The 26,650-nt window shown below is 43.5% G+C and carries 19 protein-coding genes; 8 read left to right on the top strand and 11 right to left on the bottom strand.

Translation table 11 applies throughout. The features are described from left to right. Positions 1–125: 125 nt before the first annotated feature. The gene (locus Q7J63_RS01930; RefSeq protein WP_304883749.1) at positions 126–989 is read right to left on the bottom strand and encodes an EboA domain-containing protein; all 864 of its coding nucleotides are present in this window, start codon (positions 987–989) and stop codon (positions 126–128) included. Between the two features lie 539 nt (positions 990–1,528). On the opposite strand from Q7J63_RS01930, the gene Q7J63_RS01925 reads away from it, so the two are divergent. From Q7J63_RS01925 to Q7J63_RS01910, 4 genes are all read left to right on the top strand, one after another. Beyond that, positions 1,529–1,870: a winged helix-turn-helix domain-containing protein gene (locus Q7J63_RS01925; protein ID WP_304883748.1), complete on the top strand. Its 342-nt coding sequence runs from the start codon at positions 1,529–1,531 to the stop codon at positions 1,868–1,870. Positions 1,871–2,012: 142 nt separating this feature from the next. After that, the gene (gene modA, locus Q7J63_RS01920) at positions 2,013–2,786 is read left to right on the top strand and encodes a molybdate ABC transporter substrate-binding protein (RefSeq protein WP_304883747.1); all 774 of its coding nucleotides are present in this window, start codon (positions 2,013–2,015) and stop codon (positions 2,784–2,786) included. Then, entirely contained in the window at positions 2,783–3,460 is a 678-nt protein-coding gene (gene modB, locus Q7J63_RS01915; protein WP_304883746.1) for a molybdate ABC transporter permease subunit, read from the top strand. The genes modA and modB overlap by 4 nt, the downstream gene beginning before the upstream one ends. Continuing rightward, positions 3,457–4,140, top strand: a complete 684-nt coding sequence (locus Q7J63_RS01910) for an ABC transporter ATP-binding protein (RefSeq protein WP_019597474.1) — start codon at positions 3,457–3,459, stop codon at positions 4,138–4,140. The genes modB and Q7J63_RS01910 overlap by 4 nt, the downstream gene beginning before the upstream one ends. 25 nt (positions 4,141–4,165) lie before the next feature. On the opposite strand, the gene Q7J63_RS01905 is transcribed toward Q7J63_RS01910, so the two are convergent. Further along, positions 4,166–5,392, bottom strand: coding sequence for an MFS transporter (locus Q7J63_RS01905; RefSeq protein ID WP_304883745.1), 1,227 nt, complete (start codon positions 5,390–5,392; stop codon positions 4,166–4,168). 436 nt (positions 5,393–5,828) lie between these two features. Here Q7J63_RS01905 and Q7J63_RS01900 point away from each other — a divergent pair, with 436 nt between their 5' ends. Both Q7J63_RS01900 and Q7J63_RS01895 read left to right on the top strand, forming a co-directional pair. After that, positions 5,829–7,367, top strand: coding sequence for a SulP family inorganic anion transporter (locus Q7J63_RS01900; RefSeq protein WP_304883744.1), 1,539 nt, complete (start codon positions 5,829–5,831; stop codon positions 7,365–7,367). A 97-nt stretch (positions 7,368–7,464) separates the two neighbouring features. Further along, positions 7,465–8,070: a DUF2911 domain-containing protein gene (locus Q7J63_RS01895; RefSeq protein ID WP_304883743.1), complete on the top strand. Its 606-nt coding sequence runs from the start codon at positions 7,465–7,467 to the stop codon at positions 8,068–8,070. A gap of 191 nt (positions 8,071–8,261) precedes the next feature. Here Q7J63_RS01895 and Q7J63_RS01890 read toward each other — a convergent pair whose 3' ends face one another. Further along, positions 8,262–10,469: a S9 family peptidase gene (locus Q7J63_RS01890; protein ID WP_304883742.1), complete on the bottom strand. Its 2,208-nt coding sequence runs from the start codon at positions 10,467–10,469 to the stop codon at positions 8,262–8,264. Between the two features lie 226 nt (positions 10,470–10,695). Between Q7J63_RS01890 and Q7J63_RS01885 the strand changes: the two genes are divergently transcribed. Next, entirely contained in the window at positions 10,696–11,403 is a 708-nt protein-coding gene (locus Q7J63_RS01885; protein WP_304883741.1) for a hypothetical protein, read from the top strand. 214 nt (positions 11,404–11,617) lie between these two features. Here Q7J63_RS01885 and Q7J63_RS01880 read toward each other — a convergent pair whose 3' ends face one another. Genes Q7J63_RS01880 through Q7J63_RS01865 form a run of 4 tightly spaced genes read right to left on the bottom strand, consistent with a single transcriptional unit; the run spans position 11,618 to position 16,216 of the window. Beyond that, positions 11,618–12,781: a Gfo/Idh/MocA family protein gene (locus Q7J63_RS01880; RefSeq protein WP_019597460.1), complete on the bottom strand. Its 1,164-nt coding sequence runs from the start codon at positions 12,779–12,781 to the stop codon at positions 11,618–11,620. A gap of 23 nt (positions 12,782–12,804) precedes the next feature. Beyond that, entirely contained in the window at positions 12,805–13,842 is a 1,038-nt protein-coding gene (locus tag Q7J63_RS01875) for a sugar phosphate isomerase/epimerase (protein WP_304883817.1), read from the bottom strand. Positions 13,843–13,878: 36 nt separating this feature from the next. Beyond that, a complete protein-coding gene (locus Q7J63_RS01870) occupies positions 13,879–15,084 on the bottom strand; it encodes a class I mannose-6-phosphate isomerase (protein WP_304883740.1) in 1,206 nt (401 codons plus the stop codon). Positions 15,085–15,133: 49 nt separating this feature from the next. Beyond that, positions 15,134–16,216 carry an aldose 1-epimerase family protein gene (locus tag Q7J63_RS01865; RefSeq protein WP_304883739.1) on the bottom strand — a complete coding sequence of 361 codons (1,083 nt, stop codon included), beginning with the start codon at positions 16,214–16,216 and terminating at the stop codon, positions 15,134–15,136. A gap of 549 nt (positions 16,217–16,765) precedes the next feature. Between Q7J63_RS01865 and Q7J63_RS01860 the strand changes: the two genes are divergently transcribed. After that, the gene (locus Q7J63_RS01860; protein WP_019597454.1) at positions 16,766–17,545 is read left to right on the top strand and encodes an NIPSNAP family protein; all 780 of its coding nucleotides are present in this window, start codon (positions 16,766–16,768) and stop codon (positions 17,543–17,545) included. A gap of 199 nt (positions 17,546–17,744) precedes the next feature. Here Q7J63_RS01860 and Q7J63_RS01855 read toward each other — a convergent pair whose 3' ends face one another. From Q7J63_RS01855 to Q7J63_RS01840, 4 genes are all read right to left on the bottom strand, one after another. Continuing rightward, the gene (locus Q7J63_RS01855) at positions 17,745–18,554 is read right to left on the bottom strand and encodes a DUF1080 domain-containing protein (RefSeq protein WP_304883738.1); all 810 of its coding nucleotides are present in this window, start codon (positions 18,552–18,554) and stop codon (positions 17,745–17,747) included. Continuing rightward, positions 18,551–21,232, bottom strand: a complete 2,682-nt coding sequence (locus tag Q7J63_RS01850) for a c-type cytochrome (protein WP_370691855.1) — start codon at positions 21,230–21,232, stop codon at positions 18,551–18,553. The genes Q7J63_RS01855 and Q7J63_RS01850 overlap by 4 nt, the downstream gene beginning before the upstream one ends. A gap of 206 nt (positions 21,233–21,438) precedes the next feature. Next, positions 21,439–22,944, bottom strand: a complete 1,506-nt coding sequence (locus Q7J63_RS01845; RefSeq protein WP_304883737.1) for a RagB/SusD family nutrient uptake outer membrane protein — start codon at positions 22,942–22,944, stop codon at positions 21,439–21,441. Positions 22,945–22,974: 30 nt separating this feature from the next. Beyond that, positions 22,975–26,073: a TonB-dependent receptor gene (locus Q7J63_RS01840; RefSeq protein WP_304883736.1), complete on the bottom strand. Its 3,099-nt coding sequence runs from the start codon at positions 26,071–26,073 to the stop codon at positions 22,975–22,977. Positions 26,074–26,650: the final 577 nt, after the last annotated feature.

The following is a 26,650-nucleotide window of genomic DNA, read 5'->3' as shown; positions in this document are numbered from 1 at the left end:
ATAATTGTTTGGGATCGCTCTTCATAGCGCTTATTGACCAACGGTAGCGTTATTTTTACATGAGAAGCTATTTTGGGGATGACCTGAATCCTGCGCGATGGATTCAGGGGTTTTCTTTCCGCTTTTTACTGAGGCCGATTGAGGTTTTCGAATTCCCTCCCTATCTTTTCCCAGGTAAGTTCTCCCTGCTGTATTTCTCTTTGGACTTTTGGAAATTGTTCCAGAAGGGAATTTGCTGGCAAAAATCCACTCTGGTGACAAGCCAACAGCGCCGCATTTTTCTCAAGTGGATCACTGGAGCGGATCACTTTTTCAATGTCCCCGAGGTTTTGTGTATCCAAATAAGGCCCTACAAAACGCCAGAGTTCCGGCATTACTGTTCTTCCTGCCGCCCATCTTTCATGTGCAAAATCCACGAGAATCTTTGCCAAAGTGGGATTGGCACGCTTATCTGCACCTTGGATTCGGTAAAGTGGACGCTGCATAAACACTGCCTTGAGGACCATTTGATTCCATGCCCTTTCCTCCATATATTGGCTGGGATAGGGATTGTTCAGCGCAATGGCATCAAATACTGATGCAATATTGGTCCGAAGGCCTTCCACCGCCCTTTCCACCATTTCTTCCCTGAATGGCATCAGTGGAAGCGCCGCATACAGGGATTGTTGCTCATGCATGTCAGCCGTTTCGAACAATTTATTGATGGCATCTACCCAAGCAAAAGCATCGGCGATTCCAAAATGCAGCAGTAAATAACTGCGGGCAGTTTGCAATTGATCCCAAGACTCCGGACTGAATCCTTCCACAAGGGTTTTGGCTTCCTGGATTTTTGATTCCGAAAGGTCCATCAGATTTTTTTTGAAATATCTTGATGCCATGCCAAAGGCCAAATAAAACTTCATATAGGAAGTATCCTCTCCTATTTTTTCTTTTTGGAGCGCTAACCAATCCAAGGATTTGGGTTCCGCATGCAATTTCAATATCTCCAAAAGGAATGTTTTAATTTTCTCTAAATCCATAGATAAGTGAATCATCAACTCCAGCAATAGTGCTTAAAAAAACCGTATTTTAAAGATAAGGGAAAAAATTAAAATTTAAGGAACGGAACATCTTGATCCTTTCCCCAAAATGGCAATCAGAAAGAGGGCTGAGCTTTGTTTGGGGTGAGATAGCGACTTGGTTTTGATTAAAAATAAAGATTTAATGAAATACAGGCTTATTTTCGGCCCAAATCTCCCTCATGTCAGCAAATAACAGAAAAATTGGTTTTTCACTCAAAAAGGTAAAATGATCAAAATCATTTAATTTTTTTGCTGTTCGAATTTAAATTATTGGCGAAATAATGGCTTGATTTCAGGGAAATCAATTTCAAGTCAATTTTCGGAAAAATGAAAATGACTGGACTGGTAAAATCAAATCCTACCCAGAACATAAAAGCCCATTTTTCCAAAATTGACGAATTCAAAGCCTTATTTTTGTGCGTAAGAGAATGGAAAAAAACCCCTCCCCTATTGAATGCGAATCACTCATGAAAGAAAAAGAGATACGTTTGCGCTGTTGGATTGAAAAAGGTGGGGTCAAATTTTTTGGCCCGGGAAGATTGGAAATTCTGGAGCTGATCGAAATCGAAGGATCGATCTCCAAAGCTGCAAAAAGAATGGGCATGTCTTACAAAAAAGCATGGGACATGGTGGATGATCTCAACAAAAGGGGGCAGCAACCTTTCGTCATCCTCAGAAAAGGGGGCGAAAAAGGTGGTGGAGCAGAAATCACCGAATCGGGAAAAAAGATCATTTCTGACTACCGCAGGCTTGCCAAAAAACTGCAGTCCATCCTGGAGGAAGAAGCTGAAATCCTTCAACTTATTTAATTATATGGGCACCTCGTTTTTAGATTAACAGTTTCTTTTTATCTTTCGATATGTACGCGTATATAGATCGCTGTGGTCGGAGCAAGAAATCACAAACATAAATTTCTGTTTTAAAAGGAATGAAAAATTATATTCTGGTTTCATGAAAACAAAGCATTTCTGCACATTGATTCTATTGTTGTTTTGTTTTTCTGCACCTGTTCAAGCCCAGCAAAACACCAGAACGCGCATAGCTGCGGCCGCAGATCTCAGGTTTGCACTGGACTCCCTCATTTTGGTTTTCAAGGAAAAAAATCCGGGGAAGATCGATGCGATCTATGGGTCCTCTGGAAAATTGTTTGAGCAGATTTCCAACGGAGCACCTTTTGACCTGTTTTTTTCTGCCGACATTGCCTATCCTGTTCGCCTTCGGGAACTTGGGATGGCTTCCTCGGAAATCCATCCTTATGGCATTGGCAGGCTGGTTCTTTGGAGCAAAAAAATGGATCCCAACCAAAAACAGATGAAAACCCTACAAGATCCCGCCATTCGCAAAGTAGCCATCGCAAATCCTTCCCATGCTCCCTACGGGGAAAAGTCAGTGGAGTCTTTGACCCATTATGGGCTTTATGATGGGCTCGAAAAGAAACTGGTTTATGGTGAAAACATTTCACAAGCGGCCCAATTTATCACCAGCGGCGCGGCCGATATTGGATTGGTGGCTTTGTCCCTGGCCCTATCCCCAAACATGATCAAGCAAAAGGGGAAATATTACCTTATTCCTGAAGAAAGCCACCAACAATTGTTACAGGGAGCTATCCTCACCAAGTTTGGTCAGGACAATAAAATTGCTTCACAATTTTTGGGTTTTGTCAAGTCGGATCAGGCCATCGACATTTTGAAACATTTCGGTTTTATGCAACCTTTGGGACAATGATGGATTTGGCCCCTTTTTATCTGACTTTAAAACTCGCTTTTTTCACGACCATTGTCCTTTTTGTTTTGGGTATTCCCTTGGCCTATTGGCTTGCTTTTAGCAGATGGCGACCGAAGATCATCGTGGAAGCCATCGTCGGTCTTCCTTTGGTATTGCCCCCTACGGTAATGGGGTTTTATTTGCTGCTGGCCTTTAGCCCCGAAAATGCTTTCGGCAGATTCCTGGATAATTATCTGGATCTCAGGCTCGTCTTTACCTTTCCGGGCTTGGTCGTGGCTTCTGTGATTTATAGCCTGCCTTTTATGATTCAACCCCTACAATCAGGTTTTAGAATGCTCCCGCACGTCCTAACGGAGGCCTCATACACTTTGGGCAAGAGCAGGCTTACTACTTTGATGCATGTGTTGCTCCCCAATATCAAGGGATCCATTCTTTCGGGATGCATCTTAACATTTGCCCATACGATCGGAGAGTTTGGTGTGGTGCTCATGATCGGGGGGAATATCCCGAATGAAACCAGGGTGGTTTCGGTATTGATCTACAATGAAGTAGAAGCGATGAATTATGAAATGGCCAATTTCTATTCACTTATCCTCTTGATTTTCTCTTTCTTGGTACTCATTACCGTTTATGTTTTTCAATACAAAAGGGCAGATTCCTCCATTTTCCGATGATCGAGATACAAATTACACGAAAACTCCATGGCGCAGATGGGGAATTGAACCTCCAATTTGAAACCCGGATAAAACCCGGGGAACTGGTGACCATCTATGGTCCATCCGGCGCTGGAAAGTCAAGTGTGCTCCGGATGATTGCTGGGCTGCTGAAACCAACCTCTGGAAAAATCATCGTGGATGGCCAGGTTTGGGTTGATAAGAATGAAAAAATAGACCTTAAAACTGCTTCAAGGGATATTGGGATGGTGTTTCAAGAGTATTCCCTTTTCCCCAACATGACCGTGAGAGGCAACTTGGAATTTGCCCTGCAAAAAGGTCAACCTAAAAATGTGGTTGCCGAAATATTGGCGTTGACCCAACTGGAAAATCTTCAGGACAAAAAACCAGCCTTACTCTCCGGAGGCCAAAAGCAAAGGGTTGCCCTTGCCAGGGCACTGATCCGTAAACCCAAAATCTTGTTGTTGGATGAACCCCTTTCCGCTTTGGATTCTGGGATGCGGGCAAAACTTCAGGATTATATTTTGGAGTATCACCAGAAATTCAACTTGACCACGATCTTGGTCAGTCATGATTATAATGAAATCGTAAAGCTTTCCAAAAGGGTATTGTTGCTAGAAGGAGGAATGATCCAGAAAGATGGACCACCCAAGGAAGTTTTTTCAAGCCCAATTGGCTGATCAAAAGGGTCATATTCAGATCGCTTTACGTTTTCTTAAACTTCTTCCTGTATTTGTACTTCCATTTGGCACGGGAATAGGTTGGAATTGCCCTAAGGGAAAGGAGTATGATCAGCACCAAAAGGCCAATGCTGATCATAAACACCACATTGAATCCCAAGCCTGCATCCAGGATCACCCCAAACAGTGCCGGACCAACTGCTGAACTCAATACCATCATGGAGGTAAACAAGCTCCTGACAGTTCCTATGTACTTTTGCCCAAAAAACTCCACCTGAAGTGCCGCGATGGTGGCATTGCCAAATCCAACGGAAAGCCCCATAAAAATCATATACCCGAACATTCCCATTGGCCCCTTCACCAGCCAAATAATCAGCAAAGCAACCAAAAAGGGGATCAAATAAAACGGAAAAAAGGTTTTGGCAGAATACTTATCAATCAATGGGCCGGCAGTCAAAATACTGAATGCACTGGCAATGGCAAAAGCTGTGAGCCCAAACGCGACCAATTCCACTCCCCATTCTTTGAACTCCACGATTCCAAATTGGTAGAAAAACAATCCTGTGATCGCAAATGGGATAAAAAACACATTGGGTGCCAACAACCAAAATGGCCTAGACTTCAGGATATCCCTTTGACGGACCTTATCTACCTTTTGAGAAGTTTTTTTAACCTCCTCTTGGTTTTCCAGAATGGATTCGGGTTGAAGATGGGCAGGTTTGATCGCAAATATTACAAAAAACGTGACGATGATACCCACCAAAGCGGCATTGACCCAGAGAGATTCCCTCCAGCCGATTTGGGCAATAACCAAAAGCGTAATGGCTGGCAATACAGCCTGGCCCAGAGGGTGCCCAAGTGAAGCCACGCTGATCGCCTTGCCCCTATTTTCCAGAAAATACCGGGACATGGAAGTAATGGCAATATGGGAGAATAAGCCCTGCCCGGCCAATCTCAAACCAAAAAATGCCAAAGGGATATGCCACCATTTCCATGAAAAACTAAAAAACACTAAGGATATCAAAAAAACGGCAGTGGTCATCAAGGTAAATCTTTTGAGCGGAACGGTATCGATAAACTTCCCGAGTTTTGGCAGCATCAAGGCACTGGCGATGGTGGCTACGCCATAGAAAGAACTAATCAGGCTGTTTGTGATCTTGAATTCCTCAATCAAAAAAGGGACATACAATGCCAAAAGAAAAGTTTGCCCAAAACTGGAGAGCGTCGTCATCATGGCCCCAAAAATGGACATTACCTTGTTTTTTCGGATAAACTGGAAATAATTCAATATCGGGCTGAATAGATTGGATTTCGGTTTTTGCGCATTTTGATAGATAATTTTGTTTTTGACCCAAAAGAGGCGATTTTAAGAATTATTGTATTTTGGATTATATTACCACAAATGTAAAATAATGAACCCAAAGTAAAAATAAACCAAAATAAATGTGACTTTACGTATAAAAATCAAATATACCAGCCCAACTCCAATGGATTAGATGATCCTAGGTAATATAAAAATTCAGAATAATATTTTCTATAAAAAATTATTCTACTTACTTTTGCATCCTAATGTAAAAAATACCCCCAAATTTAGTCCCCCATTCAACAGCACGGAATTATTCCGACTTTATTTTTTTGCTATTGATTCTAAAGCACAAAATTTCTCAACCCCATTAAAAATCATCCCTATGATTCAACCTTTTTACAGATTATTTGTCCCCAAAGAGACAAATTTAAAAGACGAAGTATTGTCCGGACTCACCGTTTCTTTGGCTTTGGTGCCAGAAGCCGTGGCATTTTCCATTATTGCTGGAGTCAGTCCATTGGTCGGTCTCTACACTGCATTTATCATTGGACTGATCACCTCTATCATGGGTGGTCGACCGGGAATGATTTCCGGAGCCACGGGAGCGATTGCCGTTATCGTCGTGGCATTGGTGATTAATCACGGGGTAGAATATCTTTTTGCCGCCGCGATCCTGATGGGGCTTATCCAAATCCTAATAGGCGTTCTAAAACTGGGAAAATTGATCCGTTTGGTCCCCCATCCCGTTATCTTTGGTTTTGTGAATGGTCTGGCCATTATCATATTCATGTCCCAATTCAGCCAGTTCAAATTCATCAACACCTCTGGCATAGAGGAGTGGATCAGTGGCAACAACCTTTATATCATGTTGGGCTTGGTGGTTTTGACGATGGCAATTATTAAGTTTTTACCAAAATTAACCAAGGCTGTCCCCTCTTCTTTGGCAGCAATATTATTGATCTCCTCCATCGTGATCTTTGGAGGTCTCGACACCAAAACCGTTGGAGACATTGCCTCGATCAAAGGAGGTCTGCCTCAGTTTCACCTACCCAGTATTCCATTTACCTTGGAAACCCTCATGATTATTTTGCCCTATTCCGCGATCATGGCTGGTGTTGGATTGATTGAGTCCTTGCTTACTTTGACTTTGATCGATGAGATCACTGAGAGCCGTGGTCATGGAAACAAGGAATGCATCGCGCAGGGCGTGGGAAATATTGCGACTGGTTTTTTTGGAGGAATGGGCGGTTGTGCCATGCTGGGACAGAGTTTGATCAATGTCAATGCCGGCGGTAGGACTAGGATTTCGAGTTCAGTAGCGGCAATTGTACTGCTGCTGTTTATTTTATTTTTCTCGGAATATATAGAAATGATCCCGATGGCAGCATTGGTAGGACTGATGTTTATGGTTGCCATTGGTACTTTCGAATGGGCATCCCTGAAGGTGTTTGGAAAGGTTCCTGTTCCTGATTTGATCGTCATGGTATTGGTCACCGGGATCACGGTAGTGCTTCACAATTTAGCCCTCGCGGTTTTGATCGGTGTGATCGTTTCCTCTTTGGTGTATTCCTGGGAAAATTCAAAAAGGATTCGTGCCCGAAAAATGGTTGATGAAAATGGCATTAAACATTACGAGATGTACGGCCCTTTATTCTTTGCCTCCGCCACCACCTTTTCAGAGAAATTTGACCCCATAAATGATCCCTCTGAAATCATCATTGATTTCAAAGAAAGCAGGATTGTGGATCATTCTGGAATAGAAGCCATCCATAAGGTGACAGAAAGATACCACAAGCTTGGAAAAACAGTTTATATCAAACATTTAAGCTCCAGCTCTAGGGTATTGCTGGAAAAAGCGGATAAAATCATCAACGTCAATTATACGGATGACGACCCAAGTTACATTTTGGTGATGGATTGATCGTGAAAATAAGGCCAAGGGTTTTGAAAGACAGCATTAAAACAACATTTCAATAACCTTGTTGTATCTTTCTCAATCAATAACTCAAAACAAACTTATGAAAAACGCTAAACTGTATTTCTTTGCCCTTACCCTGATGGTGATTTTCGCCACCACTGGCCAGTCCAATGCCCAGATGCAGGCTCCCGCAGCCAGCCCGGCAGCCTATGTTTCCCAAAATGTAGGCTTCACCAAAATCAGCATTGACTATTCCTCTCCTGCCGTGAAAGGCAGAAAAATATTCGGAGAGATCGAAAAATATGGGGTAACCTGGAGAGCGGGTGCCAATGCAACCACCATCATAGAATTCAGTACTGGAGTAAACATTGGGGGAACCAATCTTCGCCCGGGCAAATATGGCGTGTTCATCACACCTCAAGCTTCCGGTGACTGGACCATCCATTTCAACGCCAAAGGGAATTCTGTTTTTGCTTACATGAAAGATGGGAAAATAGACGAGGAAGCAATGGCGAAGGACAATGCCGTCTCCATCAAAGTAGCGCCCATGATGGCAGCTGACAACCAAGAAAGATTGATTTATACCATCTCAGCCGAAAACAATAAAGTTGCAAAAGTGACGATGGCTTGGGAAAAGGTGAGATTGTCCTTTATGGTAGACACTCAAGTTGACCAAAAAATGGAAGGTTTCAAATCTGCATTTTAATTGAATTCAATAGCTTTTATCGGTTTCGAATACCATTTGAAAATTAGTGTTTGAATACCAGCAACAAAAAAACCTCCAGATCTGGAGGTTTTTTTGTTGCTTATTAAAGTCAAATCTGCTCTTCGCTTTTTCTTCTAATCTCCATTTATTCTTGTTCCAAATCCTGTCGACACTTTTCCCTTAAGATCCATTTACCTCCCTCCCGGTGGACAATACATTTTCAGGAAATTGGTGTATAAAGTGGAGAGATGTTCAAAAGTACCTTCACCTTCCGAAATCCCATGCGCCCTGTTGGGGTAAGGCATCACTTGAAACTGCTTGTTGTGTTTGATGAGCTCATTGATGAGCATTTCTGCGTTTTGATAGTGCACATTGTCGTCTCCGGTACCGTGGATGTACAATAGATTTCCCTTTAGATTTTTTGCATGGGTAATGGGCGAGCCCTGTACGAAATCTGCCAAATTCTCCTGCGGCAAGCCCATGTACCTTTCCTGATAGATGTTGTCATAGGTCAGCTGGTTGGCAACTGCCGCGATGGAAATCCCGGTTTTATAGATTTCGGGAAATTGGAACAAAAGGTTCAAGGTGGCAGATCCTCCACCGCTCCATCCCCAAACCGCAACCCGATCGGAATCGATGAAATCCCATTTCAAGATCTCCTTGGCGGCATTGGCCTGGTCCTGAATGTTGACCACGCCGATTTTTCTGTAAATGGATTTCCGCCATTCGCGACCCTTGGGCGCAGGAGTCCCGCGGTTGTCTATGGAGATGTAAACATATCCGTCCTCCCGCATATCTCCTCTATACAATCTGTTTTTCGAGGCACCATATCCATCCATGACCGTGGCTCCCCAAGGCTCGGAATACACATAAAATACCACGGGATACTTCTTGGACGGGTCAAAATCCGATGGCTTTACCATCCATCCGTCCATCTCCACTCCTTCTTCTGTCTTGATTTTGAAAAAAGTAGTGACATTTTCCTCCTGAGCTTTTGGAAGCTTTTTGGCAATGCTTTCATTTTCATTCAAAGCCTTGTGTTGAGGCAAGCTGACCAATTCTCCAAGTGGCCTTGTATGGGTATTTGAAAACCGGTGTTGGGCAAATTTCCCGTTGGGGGAAATGTTGTAATAGTGACTTCCGGGCAATCCTGCTGGTGTTATCAATTCGGGTTTCCCTTTCCCATCCAGCTTGGTCCGGTACAAATATTTTTGGGTGGCATGGGTCGGAGAAGCGATAAAATAAACATAGCCGCTTTTCTCCTCATAATTTTCCAGGGAAATGACATCAAAATCTCCTTTGGTCACCAAAGTTTCTTTTTTGCCATCAATGCTGATGCGGTACAAATGCCTCCAGCCATCCTTTTCACTCATCCATAAAAATTCCTTTCCACCGGCAAGCCAATGAAATGGATGCTTGAAATCCACGGCATAAGTATCCTCATTGGGCGTCATCACATCTATCCAAGCAGGGTCATTTTCTGTGCTGATCACGGTCACCGCCCCCGAACCAACATCGCAACGGATGATTTTGCTTTCCTGCTGTTTGCGATTCAGTTGCTGTACCAAAAATTCATTCGTGCCGGGAATGAATTCCAATCGGACAAGATAATGCTGTCTCGGATCGCCTTCGATTTTCACCCATTCAATTTTTGACGTGGACAAGTCAATGACGCCGATACGGGCGGCGGATGGATCCTGACCTACTTTCGGGTATTCAACCGGTATCACCTTGGAATAGACCGAATCGATATTGTTGATCATGAAGAAATCACCCGTTCCTCGCGCATCCAACTGCCAAAAAGCTATGGACTTGCTGTCCGGACTCCAGCGAAAACCATCCCTATTCGCAAACTCTTCTTCATACACCCAGTCAAAAGTACCGTTGATCAATTTTCTATTTCCATCTGTGGTCAGCGCTTGAATGGCTTGGGTCGAAAGGTCTTCCAGATAAATATTGTATTGGCTGACATAAGCGACCTTAGTGCCATCCGGAGAAAATTTCGCAAACATCAGAGAGGATTCCGGCAATGATTTCCCAAGCTTCTGAAGGCTGTTGTGCTCCAGATCCAAGACCCAATAATCTCCTCTGGTATTGATTCTCCACACCTGTGCACTGTTTGTATAGATCAATAATTTCCTACTATCCTCTGAAAAAGAAAATAATTCCAAGTCAAGCGGATCAGTTTGGCCTTCGGGAATCATGAGGTCTCTATTGATCAAAACGCTTCCGTCATTGGAAGGAAGTGCATATTGAACAATCTCATTTTGCTCCACACGGAAATAGGAATTCCCGTCCTTGGACCATTGAATCCCAACCTGCTGCGCCTTGGCATGGAAAATTAAAAAAATCGAAAATATGAAAAGATAAAATTTCAAATGGATTTTTGGAAGCCTCATCGTTCTTTGAATTTGATTGTTTGAAGCACTTTTGACAAGAACTAAAACCCCATCAAAAATGAATCTCAATTTAAGGTAAATCCATTGATCTCCTCTCCCAATCAGGCAATGTTTTGACCATTAAAAAAAACATGAATTCAATTGTCGCATCCCCCACTTTATTTACGTCTGTCTTTTAGCAAGTTACCTTTATAAAATTTTTATTTTCACTTAATAACCTGAAGAAATGAAATCCCAAACAGCCAAGCACCCCATATTTTTGTTGATTGCCTACCTCCTGATGGGCTGCGCATCCGACGAGGAATCCACCCCTAAAATCCAGCTTTCAGAAGTGGGATTCGTGGGTTCATTGCCTGACGGCAGGAATTTTGGATCCAAAGGAATCAAAACCTCAAATTCCACTGGACTCAGCGCAGAACTTTATTCCAGCAGGGCAGCGGCATATGTCTATCACGGATTAACCATAAGGGATGCTATATCCGGGATTGACATTTATTTACAACTTCCGAAAACTAAGTTCAAAGAGGACTTTGGGATTCAAGATTTGGATCAGAAAGGGATTGCCAATGAATTTTACCCCTATGACAAGGTCAAAGAAATCCTTGCTATTGGAAACAAAAACATTCCCTTTGAGGAAGGGGATTCGTGGGAAGACAATTTTTATATCGCTGTTTTGGATCAGCGAAATTACAATGGATACACACTTTTGCCAGGTCTTTTGGATGCCGGGAATTTTCTCAAAATCATTCATCTCATAGAAGGAACCGAAGAAAATGCTGCTGGGGAGAACATCAGAACAATAGAAGTCATATTCGATATGGATGTCAAATTGCGATCAAACGATGCCGGTCTTGAGCAACAAGGCAATCTCAAAGGTCAGCTAAGGATGAAATATCGAGAAAATTTTGACCAATCTGAATTTGAGTCGAATTAAGTGGGGGAAGGTATCTGTGCAACAATCAGCCAATTGGAATCAATGATCACAGACACGCCTCTTCATGCAATCCAGGTCAATCAATTCATAAAATCATATTTGGTCATATTTCACCTCAATGAATTTCACCCCAAAAATGCAATTACGGATGATATCAAAACCAAAAAACCTCCTTGCTGGGAGGTTTTTTGGTTTTATGTGGGATTTTCATTGATCACTTTTCAGTCCATTCCACCCCGGTATCTTTCCATCTTCTTTCGGCAGCGGAATCCAGGACTGCCTGACAGACTTTTTGGGTTTCCAAAGCATCCTTGAAAGTAGGCGAACAGGGTTCTCCCGTCTCAAGACTTTTGAAGAAATCCGCCACCTGATGGATAAAGGAATGCTCATACCCGATGCATGTCCCCGGAATCCACCATCTGTCCATATAAGGTTGGTCGGCATCAGAAACGTGAATAGATCTCCAACCTCTCACAATGGAATCGTCGCTGTGGTCAAAATATTCCAATCTGTTCAGATCATGTAAATCCCAACGGATCGAAGCATGTTCCCCATTGATTTCGAAGGTGTACAAGGCTTTGTGTCCCCTAGCATATCGGGTTGCTTCGAACAAACCCAAGGATCCATTTTCAAAATGACAATGGAACAAACAGGCATCATCAATCCCCACTTTTTGGACTTTACCGCTTTCCTGATGCACTCTTTCCTTGATAAAAGTCTCCGTCATGGCAGAGACATCCTTGATGCCGCCGTTTAGCCACATGGCCGTATCGATGCAGTGCGCCAACAAATCCCCAGTCACCCCGGAACCTGCTGCATCAGCATCCAGTCTCCAAAGGGCATCTCCTCCCTGCGGGAGATCCGGATTGATGGTCCAATCCTGAAGGAAATTGGCCCTGTAATGGAATATCTTTCCCAATTTTCCGGAATCGATCACCTGTTTGGCCAAGGTCACGGCAGGAACCCTTCGGTAATTGTACCAAACCGTATTCTTCACCCCGGATTTTTCAATGGCTTTCACCATGTCCTCCCCTTCCTGGAGTGTTCTGGAAAGTGGCTTTTCGCAGAGGATCATCTTTCCCGCCGCAGCTGCGGCAATGGCGATTTCAGCATGGGTATTGTTCGGCGTACAAATATCGATCGCGTCGATATCGTCTCGGGCAATCATTTTCCGCCAATCCGTTTCGACGGAAGCATATCCCCATTGTTCTGCAAATGCAGTGATTTTGTCTTCTCTTCTGGAGCAGGCCGCTTGCAGCACTGGGCGATATTCCAATTCCGGAAAAAAATCACCGAGTCGCTTGTACCCGTTGGTATGGATCCTACCCATCAATCCTGTTCCTATCAATCCTATTCTAAGTTTTTTGGTCTCTTTCATCGTTCTAGGTTTTTTTAAAGAATTTACTCCGCTTCGTACCAGCCGTGTTTTTCACGCACCTTGACCATGGCTGACAAGATATCATTCCATGTTTTGGGCTCTGTCATCACTTCATTGGGAAACATACAGCCATCCCAGCAAAGGTGTCGGAAAGCTTTGGTCAGCTCCCCTTTCTCATCCCTGAGCCAATGTCCGGCATCTGTTGCGATATCCAATTTTCCGTTGGGATCGGAGGCGAGGCAATGTCTGCCTGTTTTGTCATGGGATCCAGAACCGAAAACGGTCCCGTCATTTTGGGCAACATGGAAATCTATCGTCCAAGGCCTCAATGCCTTTGTCAAGGTTTTGAGTGCTTCGGTCAGTGTGGCCCGGTCATTCCAGTCAAAATCTTTCGGGAGTATCCTGTCCTGCGGACTGTTGTATCCCAATAAATACAAAAAAGTATGGGACATATCCGCCTGAAAGCCAATGTTCGGTCTGTCCACTTGCTCCAGTGTATCGATCATCGCTCTCCAACTGTGCATGCCGCCCCAGCAGATTTCTCCTTCGGCTGCCAGTTTTTCGCCAAAATCAGCCGCCACATCACAGGCTTCTCTGAAAGTTTGGGCGATCAATTTGGTATTGCCAACTGGGTCGACTGCCCACTTTTCGACTGAACTGGCAGAATCGATCCGGACGATGCCATTTGGCCTTACACCCAAATCCCTTAGTTTTTGACCAAATAAGCAGGATTTCCGGACCATTTCCACGAAAAGTGCTCGGTCCTCTTTGCTCCCCATGGCTGGGCCTCCCCAGATGGGCGCGACCAAACTACCAATGTTCAGGTTCAGGCCGGCTACCTTTTCTGCCAATTTCTTGATCCCGTCGTCAGACATGTCCAAATCAATATGGGGATCAAAAAGCCCGATATCCACCCCATCAAATTTCACCCCGTCCACTTCTGCGGCGGCGGTACTTTCCAACATGGTGTCAAAAGAAATAATTGGCTCTGAGTCGGGTCCTTTTCCCACAATACCCGGCCAAGTGGCATTGTGGAGTTTTGGATAATTATTTTGGGTCATCATTACAAGAGTCTATATGAAAGAAAATGATTGAAATTATAAGGTGAGGTCCGGATTGTTGGGCCCAAAATGTTTCAGCATGACAATTGGGTCAGTCTTGGAAGGATTGACGATTTTCACGCCCGCCATTGCGGTTTTTTCGGAAACAAAGAATTCGTCATTCGTCAATTGTCCATAGCGGATCAATGCCGGGGTTTCGATATCCCAAACACCCATCTTTCCATGCCCCTGCATTACGATCAAACCATAGGCCGCCTGGTCTGTAATGGTGACGGTCTGTCCCGGGAAAACAGTCAATTCCTTTGCGCTGAAAGCTTCGGAACGGTAGCAAACCCAATTTTCGATATATCCCTTGGCCTTCATTTCCTCCAGATCTCCAACCGGCTTTGGATTCATGAATCGCGTTTCCAGGAGATTGGGATTCACGTTCAATTCCCAATCGATCACTTCCATCAACTGATCGAAATCCCCCATTCTATCCTTTGGCGTTCCGTTCCAAAGCAATTCTTCGGGAATAATCGCCTCATTGACCAAGGACTGGTACATGGCGAAAACGTCAGATGCTTTCTGCGGCTCGTAAGTACACATACTTCCCGGTGCGTGCAACATTCCCGGAGGAACATCCCAGCCAGTTCCAGGTTCCAGACGGAATGCCTGGGAAAAATTGGTGATTTTATTGTCCCCTTTTGTGAAGTTCACGAGGCATTCGCGGATCTGTTCTTTGGTGGTTCCCGGAGCAATGCCAAAGAAGGTGTAAGGAAAATCCCCTCCGTGGTTGTTGAGTTGCGGTGGGAAATAATAGGCTTCCGGTTTGCCCTTTTGGCCGATCAAAGCGGCATGTTCGTCATTGTGGTGGATATGGTGCGGAAGAGGCCCCATGTTGTCAAAAAACTTGGAGTACATCGGCCAACTCTCGTATTCGTCCCAGATGCGGTCTCCGATGATTTCACCTTTTAATTCCTCGATGGCGTCTTTGAGTAAAAACTGCTTTTCCTCATCTCCGTCCTGAAAAACCACGGGGCTCAAACCTTCATTTTTTCCTGTCAAAGGCCCATTTTGTGCAGGCGTAGTGGAAGACAACCAGCGCTCGTCAATCCCTCCTCTTTGTCCGCCAAGGACATAATAATCATCGGGATGTAATTTTATTCTTCTGCCGGGAACGCAGAAGGACCTCGGAACCCAAATGGGTGCCAATCTTAGGATTCCCTCGCCCTGTTCTAATGCTTTTTTTGCCAAACTCATATTGTACTGGTTGATTATTTGGGATAGATTTATTTTAGGTTTTATTGTTTTATAGTTGTTTTTCGCGTTCTCTATTGTTGATTCTCAGGAGGGCTTCGATTTCCTCCGCTGTGGTTAGGACGCTCATTTCCAGGTAATAGCATCTTTTTTCTCCGGGAGGGATTTTGATCAAAGTATTTGCTTTCCTGGCGGCGGCTTGTCCGATTGGCGGGTTTGTGGCAGGTTCCAAGGCGGTGACATATTCGCCTTTGCCCCAATGCTGCCAATTCACAAGCCAAGGCAATTCCTTTCGGTTAAATTTAATGGAGAATCCAATGCCCAGTTTTTGATTGACAAAACCGCAAATACAACTATCCTCCTTGATGGAAGAAAGATCAATAAATGCAGCGTCCTCTCCAGAACCGGCATGCGCATCCATCGGGGCTGGGCATTTCTTGAAATCGTTTTTGGGGTTGAAAATCCTGTTGTCGGGATCTCCATCCCTTGATTTCCAATTTCCTTCCCAGACCATCTCTGTTCCCTCATCGATAAAAGGCCAACCAAAATTCAAGTGGTAAAGCAGCATGTGGGCAGCCTCGGTATTGCCGAGATTGGTGATTTCATCGCGGATGATCAGACTTGGTTGCCCCAATCTTCCCGAAATGGTTCTTTTCAACTCAAAGTTGGGTCCGAGAACACTCGATTCTTTTATTATTCCCGTGATGGACATTTCCAGATTTCCCTGAAGAGGGTCAGGCTGCTGGATAGAGATGATTTCTGCCGGAATATTACTGATGTTTCCATGAAGGCCTCTGTTGCCAAAATCATCCGACTCGGGACCTCCAACGTGCGACAATCCGCAAGTGGTCATCAATCCTCCACCGAATGTTCTTAGCCAATTTGCACCTTGATCTGAAAAAGGCTGTGGGGCCGTGATTCCTGCGTGGCTAATCCAAGCAAGGCTATGTGCATTGAAAAAGGCTTCAGCGATGTCCATTCCCCGATCAATTACGACCTTATACCGCAATCCCGAACCCGTATTTACCCATGCAATTCGGACTCCCTTTCCTGGGCCATTGTCCAATATGGAGGTTTCAATCCCGCCCAGTTGTGCGGGATTTGAGATAAAGTCCTTCGAAAAGTTAATGTCCATCTTTTTAGAATCACGAATGCATTTAGGTAACCAATCCAATTTCAATTTATCAACACCAACCTTAGGGACTATCCTGTTCTGTCGGGTTTCAAAAATCTTCCATTAAAATATGTCCACAATAGATGGGGAGATTAAAGCTGGTTCAATTTAAAGATAGCAAACTGCCTTCAAGAATTGAAAATTATGAAGCACAGAATTCCCAATATTTATATTGATTCCCCTTCTAGGCACCTGATCGGTTGTTTTAAGCCATTTTATTGTTTTTCTGAAGGAAAAGTCAATATATAATTTCAGGAAATGACACTCAATCCAATCATGATTCTTTATTGGAGAAAAAGACAACTAGATCATCGTTTTACATTTTTAATGGATTGTGGGACAAAAACACCCTTTTGATTCGAAACGACAATTGTGGTAACATAAACAATCCCCTCTTTTGCATTTTTCTCCTTTTATCAAATACTGGGGCACCATATCAATAATTCTCTGCTTTGGCTTTTGGATTGCTTAAATTCAAGCACTAACAAACCTTAAACCCATTCACAAAAAATGAAAAAATCAACACCATTTCTCATCGCACTATTCTGCATCTTTTTGGTTGCGGACCTCTTCGGCCAAGGCTCCAAAAGGGATTTCTATGAATTGAGAATTTACCACATCGAGAATAACAATCAGGAAAAACAGATTGACGCATATCTTCAAAATGCTTTGCTACCGGCGATGCACAGAAACGGCGTCGCCAAAGTTGGGGTTTTCAAACCGGTCGCTTCTCAGCCAGATGCTGGAAAAAAGGTATATGTGCTGATTCCTTACAAATCCATGAAACAATATTTGGCTTTGCCGGCCAAATTGGACAAAGACAGCAATTACCTTTCGGATGGCGCTTCCTACATCAATGCACCGCATGACAATCCTCCCTATAAAAGGATTGAAAACGCCCTGCTCCATGCTTTTACCGGCAGCCCAAGGTTTATCGAATCGAAGGTGACAGGTCCAAAAAAAGACAGGATCTATGAATTGAGGAGTTATGAAGCTGCAACAGAAAGACTTTACAAGCAAAAAGTAAAGATGTTCAATGAGGGTGAAATCGATATTTTCGCCAAGTTGGGTTTTAATGCGGTCTTTTATGCCGAAACACTGGCCGGAGCAAACATGCCGAATCTGATGTACATGACCACATTTGCCGATATGGCATCCAGAGATGCACATTGGAAAGCCTTCGGGTCGGATCCGGATTGGGATAAGTTGAAGGTAATCGAAGAATACCAAAACACGGTTTCCAAAAACGATGGTAGATTATTGTACCCAACGGACTATTCAGATTTCTAAAGATTACTTCACTGACAATCAATCACAAAGCCCTTTTAGAAGTAGGCTGATTTTTCTGGATTCCCGCAAGGGACGTACAAATAAAAAAAGCCCGAAGTTGAATCTCAACCTCGGGCTTTTTTGTACTTAAGCAACAATAAACAGATCTGGTTTCACAAGAGATTGCCTGTGGAAAAACAGACCGATTTCTGGTACGGCATCAAAGCTTTTTCATCAGGATATTCTTGAATTGGACCTTCATCGGAGGGCCTACATGCACCTGAAAACCCATCAACCCTGACATTTTCCTGTTTTTCGGGTCGTCATCGGTGACTTCACTCATCAAGGTCCCATTCACGAAGTGCTGCAACACATTGCCTTTGATCACCACATGCAGGGTGTTCCAATCATCCTTCTTGATCAAGGCACCAAGTGTGTCCCGATCGCCCAGTTCGCTTTCCAGATTCAGTCCTTTCCAGGCATTTCTTTCCACAAATCCTTTAACATCGCCGGATTCCTGGCTGGTAATTCGGGTTTTCTGTCCACGATAAGCAAGCGTCGTTCTTTTCCGCTCCTCATAGTTTTGGCCAGTATATCGGTTTTGTCCGTCGATATCGGCTTGATACCCTTTTAGCGCAAAGGGTACTTCCTCCACCCTATCGCTTCGATAGTTGAATCCCGAATTGCCCGCATCGCTGATTTTGTAGTCCACTTTCAACTCAAAATCTGCAGGCTCACCACCTTTCCAGATGATGAAGGTATTGGTCTTGAGCAGCGTTTCGGGCGTGATTTCCCCGACGATCGTACCGTCCACAACGGACCAATACACGGGGTCGCCCTCCCAGCCTTCCAGGGTTTTTCCATCGAAAAGGGAGACAAAACCTTCATTTGGGGATTGGGAAGGAGAGACTTCAGGTGACTTGGATTTGCTTGTTGAATTTTGGCAAGACCCGCAGCTCAGCAGAATAAAAACCGCACTGAGTCCGAATACCCTAATTTTATGGAATGAAAATTTATTTGGCTTTCTCATTTTGCTGTCATCTTTTTGTCTTGATACACCTCATGGTCCGGATTGCCACCTGAGATGAGGTAGGCCATCAAATCCTTCAATTCTTCTTCATTCAACCTGTTGATCATTCCCGGCAACATGATGGAAACATCGGAGTTTTTGGTACTTGCCACCTCACTTTTGGCTACGGTTCTGATAGTTTCTGGTGCAAATGGGTTTTGGGACACGAAATAATGGGTACCATCCTCATCCGTCAATCTACCCACAACCGATCCACCTGCTTTCAATTCGAATATGGTGGAATGGTATTGTTCAGAAATCACGTCACTTGGATTGATGGTGGATTCAAGGATATCCTTAGCGGAAAATCTTGTCCCAAGCTGGGTCAGATCAGGTCCTATGATACCACCTTCTCCTTGCATGGTATGGCAAGAAAGACACAAAGTCGCCGAATACATCGCTTTCCCTTTTACCAGATCCCTGCCGCTTAAATCTGCCATCAAAGGCAGGGCTTCTTCCACTGTCCATCTTCGTCCTGGACCTTCTGGCTGAACATCCGAGACGACCAGATCATTTCCACTTCCGGTCAGCAAAGCGGCACCTGACATCTCATTGTACAGATCAAAATCTTTCTGGTCAACATGCGTCAAGGCCATTTTTCTTGCCCTGTCGATAAAGCCTACATAACTTCTTCCACCTTTGTATTTAAATGCATTTTGGATCCAAGTAAAATATTCATTCCTCAAATCTGGATTCCATCCGGCTTTTGCATTCCCTAGAACGGTCGCATAATACGTCTGCTGGGCTGGCGGCACATTTGCAAGCATTTGTGCGATATCAAGGCCGTATTGAGGATTCCTCAAGACCAAATCCGAAGAAGAAATAAATGTCTTCTGGTATTCAGGATCATCTTTGGCATTTTTCAATAAGGCCAAGGTTTTTTCCACGGCAGTGGGTGCATCCAAGTGGACCAGCAATACACTCAACGAACGATCCAGGTCATTGTCATTTGCAGGGAAATTGGGATCCAAGTATGCAATCAACTGGTTTTTCACTGTAGCATTTGGGGTTCCCTGTCTATAAAGAATCAACTCAAAAGCCCGTAACAAATCCTGTTTGCCTTTTTCATTCAAGGATCCGTAATCGATCCCTATCAAGGCCTGGATCATGGGTTCTCCCTGGCCTTTGCCGGAGTGTCTCGCCAATGCGATCATCGTTTGGGTCAAAGTGGCCGGATCTTTTTCTGCCAAAGCTTTCGCTTTCCAGGAATTCACTGGCTGATGTTCCAAAACGATTCGTGCAGCATATTGAACAAAACGATCACTGTGTTTCAGGTTTGGCCATGCCAAATCAAGCCCAGCAGCAGGCGCATCGCTTACATGAAATTCCTCCAGCTGTCTTCTCAATTTGGCCTCCTGTGGCAAATCAGATGCAAGCAGCGGCTTTTTCTCGCTGGCTTTAATCTCCCCATCATAGTACACCCGATAAAGATCGGATTCAAGTCTTCTTCCTCCGGTCATAAAATACATCGCTCCGTCAGGACCAATTTCTCCATCGGTCAAAGGAAGCGGAGAGCCGGAAATAAACTCTTCAGCCGTGGCCTCGTAGGTGGCACCAGCCGGTTTTAAATGAATGGCATAGATAATTCCAAAGCTCCAATCGAAGGCATAAAGCGCTGTTCTGTATTTTTCAGGGAACTTCGCATGGGTTCCAAACATGGCATTGGTGGGTGAACCCTGACCGATGTTCAGCACCGCGGGTAGATTGTCTGGAAAGTTGGGCGACCATTTTGAATTGCCCGTTCTCCAACCAAATTCACTGCCGCTGGTCACGTGATTGATACGGGTAGGTCGGTACCAAGGCATTCCAAAGTCCCATTCCATATCTGCATCATAGGCAAACATATCCCCTGCTTCATTGATGGCGAAGTCGAATGCATTTCTGAAACCTGCCGAAATCAATTCCCAATTTGTACCTTCAGGATCAATCTTGGCTATCCAACCGCCGGGCGCCATTCTGTTGTTGGCGTGGCCACGGGGATCTTTGATGAGCGGAAAAAGATTGTCTTCATCCCAAACTTTCGGGAGTCGGTAAGCGTCCATTTCGGGCACATCGACATGGTTTCCCGCGATGAGATAAATGGATTTTCCGTCTGGGGAAAGCTTCATGCTGTGTGGCCCATGTTCTCCCGGCTCACCGGTAAAGCCTCTGATTTGGGTTACGGTTTCATATTGATCATCCCCATCCTTATCCTCGAGCCGATACAAACCTGTACTTTTCTCAAAATTTTCGTTGGCATTGTGATTGACCATCACATAAAGGCTGTTGAAAGCATACAGAAGACCTTGTGCATAACCCATTCCCACTTGTGGCTCACTGACATTTCCCACAATCAATTTCTCGATTTTTGGGGCCAATGAATCCGACCCGATTTCAGGGATTTCCAAGCGGTACAGAAACCCATATTGATCTGCGGTGATGAGCCTGTTTTTGTCATCAAAAGTCATCGCCACCCACGAACCTTGATCATTGTCCCCTGGGCTATAGATGTGTTCTGCCACAAATCCATCGGGCAATTTCAATTTTGCCACTTTGGGATCGATAGGTCCCTTGTCTTCGGTTTTTTTGTTGCAGCCAATCACCATGACCAACAAAAAAGGAATCAAAAGGAGGGTATAACTTGAGTTTTTTAAGTTCATATTTTTTGAATTTTAAATGAAATTGCGGCTAAAGGCTGATGACTTTTTAATCACGATAATTTCAAATTTAGGGCTTATTTACAATTGTATAAAACTATCTATGGTGTTAATGCGCCTTTGATAAAATATATATAACCCAATATCCATTTGAACGATTCTCTTGTTTGGATATTGGGTTAATATTTATGTACGGAATTTTAATACTTTTAGAAATGAGGTGTAATCTCAGATTCTGCAGCTGGTAAGGCGTAGTATTTTGTTATGTTGGAAAAGGCATTGGGTCGGAATGTTGCTCCAGCAGGATAGTAGTAGTCTTGGGGGTTAGCCAAAGCCCTTACGCCAAAAGCTCCTATAATTTCCTGAACGCGGTCATTTCTGGTGATATCAAACCATCTTTTGTTTTCAAAAGCTAGCTCTACCCTTCTTTCCTGAAAGATAGCTTCGCTTAAACCTGCCTGACCGCTGGCAGTAGTATTGGCCAAACCAGCACGGTTTCGCACTTGATTGAGGAAAACTGCCGCCTCTCCGGATTTTCCCTGCTCATTCAAAGCCTCTGCAAGAAATAACAAAACTTCCGCATATCTGTAAATGGGCCAATTCATTCCATGATTATTATGGAGGGAATGTTCTCTCACAAATTTTTTGATGTAAGGATAAGTTTTATTTTCCCTCAGGCTTCCGGATAAATTTACAAAACCGATAGAAGCCTCTTTTCTTATATCTCCAGGTTCATAAGCCGCTATAATATCAGGTGTCGGGACGTTATTTCCCTGACCATCCAAAGGCTGGGCATTGGTGGTTCCTGAAAGTGGAGTCAGCTCCTGGGCAGACATGGGTCTAGGCATGAATTGATACATGAAATTCCCGTTCATTCCTGCAGCACCTTCGAGAAACTGGACTTCAAACAAGGATTCTTTTGTGTTTTTGTTTGCTGCGGTTTCAGAAAAGGCATCCTCATAGTTCGCCATCAATCCATACTGACCACTGTTAACAATCTCAACGAGCTGGGCTTCGGCCTCTACCCATCTTTTTTTGGTTATCAGAATATCTGCCATTAACATCCGAGCGGTGCCCGAACTTACCCTGCCAACACCTTGTGCTGATCGGAGGGGAAGCAATTGGATGGCCTGTTCAACGTCACTGATAATCTGTGAATAAATTTCCTCTTCAGAGGATAATGGAAGTGCTGCCGACTCTCTATTGGCAACCGGTTGAGTGTGCAAAGGAACACTTTGAAAGTACCTCACCAGTTCATAATAGGAATAGGCTCTTAAGAAATATGACTGCCCCTTCAGGTTGTTTTTTGAGAGAGGATCAAAGTCCACTTCATCAATGGTGGAGAGCACCTGATTTGTTCTTGCGATAGTGAGGAAATTCAATCGGTATTGGTTTAGCACATGGACGTTGGAAGTAACTCCATTGGCTTCAGGTAGCGCATGATCGGATAAATCCTCTTGCTGCTCAGTAGCACCAAACAGAATGTTTCTGCCATACATGGTATTGTCGGAACGCATTTCGCTTAACAGCCATGCCCTATCATTGACGACATTTCGCATAGGGGCATAAGCCGCATTGACCGCTTGATTAAAATCAGCTTCAGTCTTAAAAAAAGTAGCCGAACTTAAGGCTGTTTCAGGTACGATGGTCAGAAAATCCTCACAGCTTGAGAAGAGAACCATACAGGAAACTAAAATTATATTTATTTTTTTCATTTTTTGATCAATTTTAAGTGGCTTCACTGATTAGAAGTTAATATTTGCACCAATAGTGATGGTTCTCGGTATCGGGTACCCAAAGAGGTCAATTCCTTGGCTTAAATTCCCACCATCTCCCTGACCATCACCTTGCATGCTGGTTTCAGGATTGGATCCTCCCCAATACTTGGTAAATACATAAAGGTTCTGTACAGAAGCATAAAACCTCGCCGACTTCATAAATCTCGAAATCTCTCCTGTGGTATACCCAACGGTGAGGTTTTTGATACTGAAGAAGGATGCATCTGCTACAAAGTGGCTACTCATCCAGTCTCTTTCAATACCTGTTACGTTGCCGCCGCCGATAGCTGTACCAAAGAACCCATCACCTGGATTTTCTGGGGATCTAAATCTATCATTGACTCTGCGGACCATGTTGAATACCCCATCTAAATTGGCTGTACTGTAAAGGTGTCGCATGATCAATTGGTTGCCATAAGAACCTGAGCCCACGATGCTCATATCCCACTTTCCATATTGGAAATTATTGACTATTCCATAAGTGAATTTTGGAAAAGGATTGCCTATGATGGTTCTGTCATCATTGGTTCCTCCCTGCGTAATGATCCCGTCCCCGTTGATATCTTTAAATTTAATACTACCAACTACAGAGCGGCCGGGAACCTGGGGAGAATTAGCCAAATCTTCTGCATTCATATAAAGGCCTTCTTTTTGAAGTCCGTAGAACATGCCAAAAGGTTGTCCCACCTGAGTGATATGGAAAGTACCATAAACCCTATCAATTCCATCAGCAAGTGCTTCAACCCGGTTTCTGTTGAAAGAAATGTTGGCATTGGTTGTCCAGTTTAGCTTACCGGTTGTGTTTCTGGTATTAATTGAAAATTCATGACCCCAAAACCTGATCTCTCCGATATTGTCATTAAAGCTACCAAACCCCGCTTCTTGAGGGATCTGTACACTATATAATAAATTCGTGGTGTTTTTGGTGTAAAAATCATAAACAAACTGGATTCTGTCATCAAAGAGTCCTAAGTCCAATCCAATGTCAAACTGCCTTGTGGTTTCCCAACCTAGGAAGGGATTGGCCAATGAGGTGACAGCTGCACCGGGAACCACATTGTTGTCAAATACGTGGTTAATCGTGTTGTTGATCAAGGCGTATTGGGTATAGTTACCGATATTGTTGTTACCGGTTACACCATAACTGGCTCTTATTTTAGCGAAGGATACTTGTTCACTGGTATTTAAAAATCCTTCGTCAGACAACACCCAACCTGTCGAAACAGAAGGAAATACGCCCCATCTGTTTTCAGAACCAAATCGGGAAGATCCATCAGCCCGCATTGAGGCAGTGAAAAGATATTTTCCCTTGTAATTGTAATTGACTCGGGACAAGAAGGAGGTTAAAGACCATTCTTGAACATCTGAAAATGAACCATTTCTGTTTATGTTAATTGCGCCTTGAATAGTTGGCAATCGATCATCTGCATAAGTATCGGCTTGAATCCTGGTTCTCTCTCTTCTGAAATGCTGATTGGTAAATCCACCCAAAATTTCAAAATTATGATCATTGATAGCCGTAGTGTAGGTAACAATATTTTCATTCAACCAGCTAAAATCTTCAATGGTCTCGCGAATAGATTGTGCCACCGTTGGAATGGCAACATTTATAGCTGGTGTTGCAGTAGAAGGGTTAAAATAGAAGTATTTGGAGCCCCTCAATTCCCCATTGATAGAAGACTTAAAAACCAGATTTTTGATGGGAGCATATTCCACAAAAGCATTGGTCAGGACATTGGTGGCTTTTGTTTCATTGGTAACATCGATTGCTGACCTTACCCAATTTGGATAGGCAAATATATTTCCTGTTTCTCCAGGAAACCGATTAAAATAGGTCAATTCGCCGCTTTGATCATAAATAGGCATGTTTGGCCAGGTATGCAAAGCGTTGAATAAAACGCCAGTTCCTCTATCTCCATCAGACCTTGGCGTATTATCCGTTGTATAGGTAGGAGCAAGATTGAATCCCACTCTGACTTTGTCGGAAATCTGATAATCTGTGTTTAGCCTTAAGGAAAACCTCTTGAAATCAGTATTCAGAATCACGCCTCCCTGATCAAAATATCCAGCAACCACGGAGGTTCGCATTTTCTCTGTATTTGAGGTAATCGTAAGGTTGTAATTCGAGATCGGTGCAGTTTGCAAAAGTGCATCATACCAATCTTGGGTCTTACCTTCATAGGAGGTAGGGTTCTGGAACATTTCAGGAACGGGCCTCCCGGAATCTTCAAAGTATTCCTTTTTGAACGTGGCAAATTCCACGGCATCCATCATTTCCAATCGGTTATAGCGCGGGACTTGCTGAATACCGGTATATACATTTAACGAAACATTGGTTTGCCCCGCTTTCCCTCTTTTTGTAGTGATCAAAACCACTCCGTTTGCCGCTCGAGAGCCATAAAGGGAAGTGGATGCAGCATCTTTCAATACAGAAATATCCTCTATTTCATCAGGATTGATTGAATTGATATCTCCTGTGATGGGAAATCCATCCACCACATATAAAGGCTGGCTGCCTCCAGACACTGAAACCTGTCCTCTAATCCTTACATTCATTCCTTTTCCGGGTTGTCCAGTCGTTTGATTGATCTGAACCCCTGCCAATCTTCCCTGTAGTTTTTGGGTAATTTGAGGTGCCGGAATATCCATTAGATCTGTTCCTGCAACTGATTGCACGGACCCAGTAATTTCTCTCTTTAACTGGCTTCCATAACCCACAACGACTACTTCTGAAAGATCGGACACAGAAGGTGCAAGAGTGATTTCAAGCCTTGTAATACCAGCCGGAAGCATTCTTTCTTGGGTAGCATAGCCAATAAAACTGATGACGAGTGTCTCACCTGGAGCAACCTGTAGAGAGAATTCTCCATCCATATTGGTAATGGTGCCCCTTTGGGTTCCCTTTACCAAAACAGACACACCAGGTATTGTCTGCAAATCACCTTGTGATTTTATTACTCCCGTAATGGAAGTCGTCTGCGCATAGGAAGCGAAACTTACTAAGAGGATTGCAATGGTGATTCCCATCAGCCGCTTCATTAATCCTTGGTAAAGTTCTTTTTTCATAAGATTTTGGGTTAATTGTTAATTGCATGGTTTTCAAATAGAATATCTTATAAATAAAAAGAATTAATGTTTTTTATCTGTCCTTTACTATCCTGCATTCCAATAAATAATTGTTTTGCGAATTTGACATTCAGCTATTTTATAATTTACTTTTTATCGATTATGAAGAAAACAAAGAATGGACAAACAATATATTCCCCAATTATTATATTGTTTCTAGTCTTTAGTTGCCTAGAGAATGGAATGATGTCCGCTTTTCTTCTATTATATTGAATTAAAGATTTTAGAATAGAAATTAAACCCTTAAAAAATGATTATAATTTTCAATTCCATCCTGTATTGTCCTGTATACGGAAGATCTTTGAACAATCAACTCCTAAAATAAATGTGCGCTTAAACTAATTTACTTTGTATTAAACCCATTTAATACAATACGAACACCATTCAATGCTGTATTTACCTGGTAATTAGTCAGTTGCTGACTTTTCTTGAATTCATCATATCGGTATCAGGAATCATTCGCCCAATTGCCTGATTTTCTTTCGGTTTCAATATCCTAAGAAAGCCTAGTGCATAT

Source organism: Rhodonellum sp., assembly GCF_030656585.1.
GTDB classification, from domain to species: domain Bacteria; phylum Bacteroidota; class Bacteroidia; order Cytophagales; family Cyclobacteriaceae; genus Rhodonellum; species Rhodonellum psychrophilum.
Note: the sequence above shows the minus strand (reverse complement) of the source record. Positions and strands in the feature narration are given on the sequence as shown.

Coding starts and splice junctions, on each gene's coding strand:
- Q7J63_RS01860 (WP_019597454.1), top strand. CDS start 16,766: ATGAAAAAATCAACACCATTTCTCATCGCACTATTCTGCATCTTTTTG.
- Q7J63_RS01885 (WP_304883741.1), top strand. CDS start 10,696: ATGAAATCCCAAACAGCCAAGCACCCCATATTTTTGTTGATTGCCTAC.
- Q7J63_RS01890 (WP_304883742.1), bottom strand. CDS start 10,469: ATGAGGCTTCCAAAAATCCATTTGAAATTTTATCTTTTCATATTTTCG.
- Q7J63_RS01855 (WP_304883738.1), bottom strand. CDS start 18,554: ATGAGAAAGCCAAATAAATTTTCATTCCATAAAATTAGGGTATTCGGA.
- modA (WP_304883747.1), top strand. CDS start 2,013: ATGAAAACAAAGCATTTCTGCACATTGATTCTATTGTTGTTTTGTTTT.
- modB (WP_304883746.1), top strand. CDS start 2,783: ATGATGGATTTGGCCCCTTTTTATCTGACTTTAAAACTCGCTTTTTTC.
- Q7J63_RS01865 (WP_304883739.1), bottom strand. CDS start 16,216: ATGGACATTAACTTTTCGAAGGACTTTATCTCAAATCCCGCACAACTG.
- Q7J63_RS01905 (WP_304883745.1), bottom strand. CDS start 5,392: ATGTCCATTTTTGGGGCCATGATGACGACGCTCTCCAGTTTTGGGCAA.
- Q7J63_RS01880 (WP_019597460.1), bottom strand. CDS start 12,781: ATGAAAGAGACCAAAAAACTTAGAATAGGATTGATAGGAACAGGATTG.
- Q7J63_RS01845 (WP_304883737.1), bottom strand. CDS start 22,944: ATGAAAAAAATAAATATAATTTTAGTTTCCTGTATGGTTCTCTTCTCA.
- Q7J63_RS01910 (WP_019597474.1), top strand. CDS start 3,457: ATGATCGAGATACAAATTACACGAAAACTCCATGGCGCAGATGGGGAA.
- Q7J63_RS01870 (WP_304883740.1), bottom strand. CDS start 15,084: ATGAGTTTGGCAAAAAAAGCATTAGAACAGGGCGAGGGAATCCTAAGA.
- Q7J63_RS01900 (WP_304883744.1), top strand. CDS start 5,829: ATGATTCAACCTTTTTACAGATTATTTGTCCCCAAAGAGACAAATTTA.
- Q7J63_RS01840 (WP_304883736.1), bottom strand. CDS start 26,073: ATGAAAAAAGAACTTTACCAAGGATTAATGAAGCGGCTGATGGGAATC.
- Q7J63_RS01850 (WP_370691855.1), bottom strand. CDS start 21,232: ATGAACTTAAAAAACTCAAGTTATACCCTCCTTTTGATTCCTTTTTTG.
- Q7J63_RS01875 (WP_304883817.1), bottom strand. CDS start 13,842: ATGACCCAAAATAATTATCCAAAACTCCACAATGCCACTTGGCCGGGT.
- Q7J63_RS01925 (WP_304883748.1), top strand. CDS start 1,529: ATGAAAGAAAAAGAGATACGTTTGCGCTGTTGGATTGAAAAAGGTGGG.
- Q7J63_RS01895 (WP_304883743.1), top strand. CDS start 7,465: ATGAAAAACGCTAAACTGTATTTCTTTGCCCTTACCCTGATGGTGATT.